Source organism: Candidatus Aquicultor sp., from assembly GCF_054640775.1.
Genome location: NZ_JBTSLF010000200.1, coordinates 1 through 4,301 on the forward strand (window position 1 = coordinate 1; position 4,301 = coordinate 4,301).

The 4,301-nt window shown below is 57.0% G+C and carries 4 protein-coding genes; 1 reads left to right on the forward strand and 3 read right to left on the reverse strand.

Annotated features, from left to right (window positions below):
- Positions 1–10: 10 nt before the first annotated feature.
- Genes ACYC56_RS12645 through ACYC56_RS12655 form a run of 3 tightly spaced genes read right to left on the reverse strand, consistent with a single transcriptional unit; the run spans position 11 to position 3,318 of the window.
- Positions 11–964 (reverse strand): ATP-binding cassette domain-containing protein, encoded by a 954-nt coding sequence (locus ACYC56_RS12645; RefSeq protein ID WP_461374534.1) that lies wholly within the window; start codon positions 962–964, stop codon positions 11–13.
- A 48-nt stretch (positions 965–1,012) separates the two neighbouring features.
- Positions 1,013–2,356 carry a S8 family peptidase gene (locus tag ACYC56_RS12650; protein ID WP_461374535.1) on the reverse strand — a complete coding sequence of 448 codons (1,344 nt, stop codon included), beginning with the start codon at positions 2,354–2,356 and terminating at the stop codon, positions 1,013–1,015.
- A 50-nt stretch (positions 2,357–2,406) separates the two neighbouring features.
- The gene (locus ACYC56_RS12655; protein ID WP_461374536.1) at positions 2,407–3,318 is read right to left on the reverse strand and encodes a permease; all 912 of its coding nucleotides are present in this window, start codon (positions 3,316–3,318) and stop codon (positions 2,407–2,409) included.
- Between the two features lie 157 nt (positions 3,319–3,475).
- On the opposite strand from ACYC56_RS12655, the gene ACYC56_RS12660 reads away from it, so the two are divergent.
- The gene (locus ACYC56_RS12660) at positions 3,476–4,087 is read left to right on the forward strand and encodes a 5-formyltetrahydrofolate cyclo-ligase (protein ID WP_461374537.1); all 612 of its coding nucleotides are present in this window, start codon (positions 3,476–3,478) and stop codon (positions 4,085–4,087) included.
- Positions 4,088–4,301: the final 214 nt, after the last annotated feature.

Genomic DNA, 4,301 nt, shown 5'->3' on the forward strand with positions numbered 1-4,301 from the left:
AGCGCCTCTTTCATCGGGTGCGCCCCCTTCGTGCGCGCATGCGCACCCGTGCCCGATCCATGCCTTCGACTTTTTCTTCCCGGATGCGCCGCCCGGTTAGGTTCAAGAATACGTCCTCGAGCGTGGGTTTTCTGAGCGAGATCGAGGTAACCGTGGTCTCGAGTCCTTTGATAAGCTCGGGCATGAAGTGGCTGCCGTTTGCCACCTTCAGGGAAAGCTCGCCGTTTACCTCTTGCGCGGTGAGGTCGAATTTATCCTTGATCTCGAGGGAAGCCTTTAGGTTGTCTTCGGTAGCGAGCAGGACGACTTCGCCGCCGATGCTTTCCTTGAGTTCCCCCGGAGTGTTCATTGCGATGAGTTCGCCGTGGTCGATGACGGCGATACGGTCACAGTTTTCCGCCTCGTCCATGTAATGCGTTGTTAAGAAGATGGTGAGGCCGTCGTCTTGTTTAAGCTGCTGCACATAGTCCCAGATGTGGTGACGGGTTTGCGGGTCAAGGCCAAGGGTCGGCTCGTCTAGAAAGAGCACCTTGGGGCGGTGAAGCAAGCCGCGGGCGATCTCCAGGCGGCGCTTCATCCCGCCGGAGAAGGTTTTCACCAGGTCGTGTTGTCGCCCGGAGAGTTCTACAAGCTCGAACACATCGGGGATGCGCCTGTTGCGGTCGGCCTTGCCGATGCCGTAGATCATGGCGTGAAACCTTAGGTTCTCGAGCGCGGTAAGGCGCTCATCAAGGCTGGGGTCCTGGAAGACCAGGCCGATTGATTTTCGCACCGCAAGCTTGTTTTTGACGACATCGAACCCGTTGACGGTAGCGCGCCCGCCCGTCGGGGTTAAAAGCGTGCAGAGCATGCTGATCGTCGTGGTCTTTCCCGCCCCGTTGGGGCCTAAGAAGCCGAATATCTCTCCGCGGTCAATCGTAAAAGAGACCCCTTTAACCGCAGCGGTGCCGTTGTAGTTTTTCATTAACTCTTGTACTTCTATAATCGTGGCACGTACCTCTTCTGTGAAACCTTAGTGTTGTGTCCCGATGCGCTCGTCCTCGGCTGCAACTTCCGGCTCTACCCGTGGCATCTCTGTCTCGGGTGGCAGGAAGGGCTGGCGCCTCGGTCTTCTTTGGGTCTTTTTACCCATAGCAAGCGATCCATAAGCCTCGGACAAGATACTAAGAAGCGCCGAGCGGGGCGGTGATTGGTCGACCGGCTCTTGGGGGTTTTCGTGCATCTCGACATAGCGAAGCGCCTCGTCGACGGCCACCATCCCAGCCCCTTGCGCGTAGTCGTCAAGTTCAAGGTTGGATGCCGTATGCAGCAAAGCCTCGCGAATAAGCTGCGGGGATGCACTTTTATTCGCCTCGAGCAAGAGTGCGATCGTGCCGCTTACATGCGAGGTGGCCATGCTGGTTCCGGTGGCCGACGTGTAGTGGGTGTCGACTTGTTTGCCTGCGCGGGTTCCGGTGCCACGCACCGATACGATATCGACGCCGGGTGCGACCACTTCGGGCTTGAGCCGATCGTCGGCCGTCGGACCTCGTGAAGAGAACTCGGCGACCAGGCCGTTTGCCGTGGCAGCGCCGACCGTTATCGCCATGCGGGCCGCCGCGGGACTGCCTATCGTCCTTCGCGCGGGCCCGTCGTTTCCGGCCGCGATGCAGACCACGACACCGGCCGCGACCGCCATATCGCATAGCTCGCAGAGCGTATCGGTTCCATCGGATGAACCGCTTGAACCGAGCGAGAGGTTAACGATATCTGCCCCTAAATCAACCGCCCATTCGACGGCTGCCATCACATCGCTCGCCCTACCGCTGCCATCGGCCTGCAATACTTTGCCGGCTAGGATGAACGCATCCGGGGCTATGCCTTTGTATTTGCCATCAGAATATATGCCACTGCCCGCGGCGATTCCGGCAACGTGGCTTCCGTGACCGTTGCTGTCTTTAAACCCTTCGAGGGTAAAGTCTTTGGTTGCAACGATGCGCCCTGCAAAATCGGGATGATCCGTGTCGATACCTGTGTCGATTACCGCCAGGGTTACCCCCTTGCCTGTATAGCCGGTCCGCTGGGCTATGGGTGCTCCGAACGAGTCCTCGGACTCGTCAACGACCGCGTAGACCTTCTCGTCATCCTCGATTCTCTCGACCCAGGGCTCCTGGGAAAGCCCTTCGATGTGGCCGGCCGGCAGCAAAAGCGACACGGCGTTCGCCATTTTGATGACGTGTCGGATGCTTACAGAGGGGCGTTTGATAAGCTCTTCTATAAGTTCTTTCTCGAGCATGCGCATCTTTATAATAACGTGCACGTGCTCGTCCATTGGTAGTTTTGAAATTCTTTCGGCCAATTTAGCCGTAACTCGCATGTGTACCTCCTTGTGGGGTAGTTCTGAGTAGTAGTATAAACCGGTACGAATTACCTTGCGTCGACGAAACCGAGCAGCAGGCCGATAGCGACGGCGATAAGCCAGCACACGACCATAAAGCCCAGCGCCTTGCGGTACCCGACCCAGCGCCCCAGCACCGACAGAACCGGAAAATTTATCAATGGTGCGGTAAGCATAAGCGAAACCGCAGCGCCGAGATTCATCCCCTTATTTATAAGGACGTTGAGCAGCGGGATCTCAGCCCCTCCGATAAAATAGAAGGGAATCCCGATAAGGGCGGCTTTGAGCGCCGAGAAACGCCCGCCCAGGAGCGCCTCGACGGTCGCCTTCGGTACCACCACGTCGACGAGGGTCGCCAGGAAAAGACTTAAGAACAGCCATGGCAGCATCACCCTGGCCAGACCGAGCAGGTTGCGCCAGACACCTGCAATCGTCACGCTGCCGCCGGTATTGTCGATATCTTCTGCTGAGACTTCAGAGAAGTCCCGGCTGAAAAGCGTCTCTATATCCGAGTCCATGGCGACCGCCGCAAGCCTCGGCTCTATCAGCTTTACGATAAAAAGCGACAGGGCGTAAGCGAAAAGAAGTGCCACTACCAGGCGTAGTATCATGAATTGTACGCTTACCATCGATGTCATGATAAGGGTTGATAAGCCCGCGCCGGCGCCAGCGACAAAGGTGAGAACCGGCGTCCACTGTGCGCCGCTTCGCCTGGCTATAGCGGCCATGGAAACGCGAAAGGCGGGCGTTGCGGGGATAATGACACCCAGAAACGCGGAAACCAGCGTCTCGCGGTTTTTCATCTGCTGGAGCAATTTGTCCAGCCCGCGGGCGGGGAAATACTCGACGACCACTGCGGACAGTACGAGTGCTATAATAAATAACGGGAGAACGTCGATGACAAAGCCACGGAACGTTTCCAGTATCTGTACAAAGATCAAGGCTACCTCTCCCGATAAAGTATTTTATTAAGTTTAACCGCTTTTCAATAAGGCTTTCAACTTATACCGAGATATTTTAAAATCGTTACAACGATTTTAAGCGCCACGAGACAGCCGTGGCTAAGTGAGAGATGCATGGTACTAGAGAGGGATAGAGATGTCACCTAAACGCGCCCTGCGCCGGATTACGCGCGATAGGCGGGACGCCTTGTGCGATGATGAGCGCCAGTGCAAAGCATTGGCCATAAAAGAAATATTTTTCGCGCAGCCTGAGTTTAAAGAGGCTAAGGCGATACTCTTTTACGCGGCGTTCGGAAGCGAAGTGCCGACGCTCGATATGATGGAAGCCGCCCTGCGGCTCGGCAAAGAGGTCATCTTGCCGATTACCGATATGGAAACCAACACCCTTGTGCTACGACAAGTCTTCGACCTCGAAAGCCTGCAGCCGAGCAAGTACGGCATTCCCGAGCCGGTCATCGAGAAAACCGCTGATTGCGAGGCACGCCGCATCGACCTCGTGCTGGTACCCGGTATGGTCTTTGACGAGGCGGGCAATCGCATCGGCTATGGCGGCGGTTACTACGACCGCTTCCTGCGGCAGCTCGACCCATCTGTCCCCTGGGTGTCCGTTGCGTTCGAGCTGCAGATCGCGCCCCTAATCCCAAAAGAGAGCCATGACCTGCCGGTCGATAAGATCATTACCGAGAAACGGGTTATCGATACCCACGAGGGGCGATTTCGCAGGTCGGAATCCATCTGGGGATATTAGGGCAGAAGCCCGAAGTTCCAAAACACCAGGATAGTGATGGCTGCTGCTGCGAGTGAGCCTGTTATGAGTTGGGCCGGTGTGTGCTTGTTAAGAGTCAGGCGGGCCCAGAACACCGCGGGGATGAAGAGGCAGGCGGGGACCGCGGTGGCGCCGAACAGGACGACGAGGGCGATGGCGGTTGCGGTTGCGCCGGCGGCGTGCAGGCTTATCTTCC

What these genes read in the sequence shown, in the direction of transcription:
- ACYC56_RS12660 (WP_461374537.1), top strand. Translation starts at nt 3,476, where the DNA reads ATGTCACCTAAACGCGCCCTGCGCCGGATTACGCGCGATAGGCGGGAC.
- ACYC56_RS12650 (WP_461374535.1), bottom strand. Translation starts at nt 2,356, where the DNA reads ATGCGAGTTACGGCTAAATTGGCCGAAAGAATTTCAAAACTACCAATG.
- ACYC56_RS12645 (WP_461374534.1), bottom strand. Translation starts at nt 964, where the DNA reads ATGAAAAACTACAACGGCACCGCTGCGGTTAAAGGGGTCTCTTTTACG.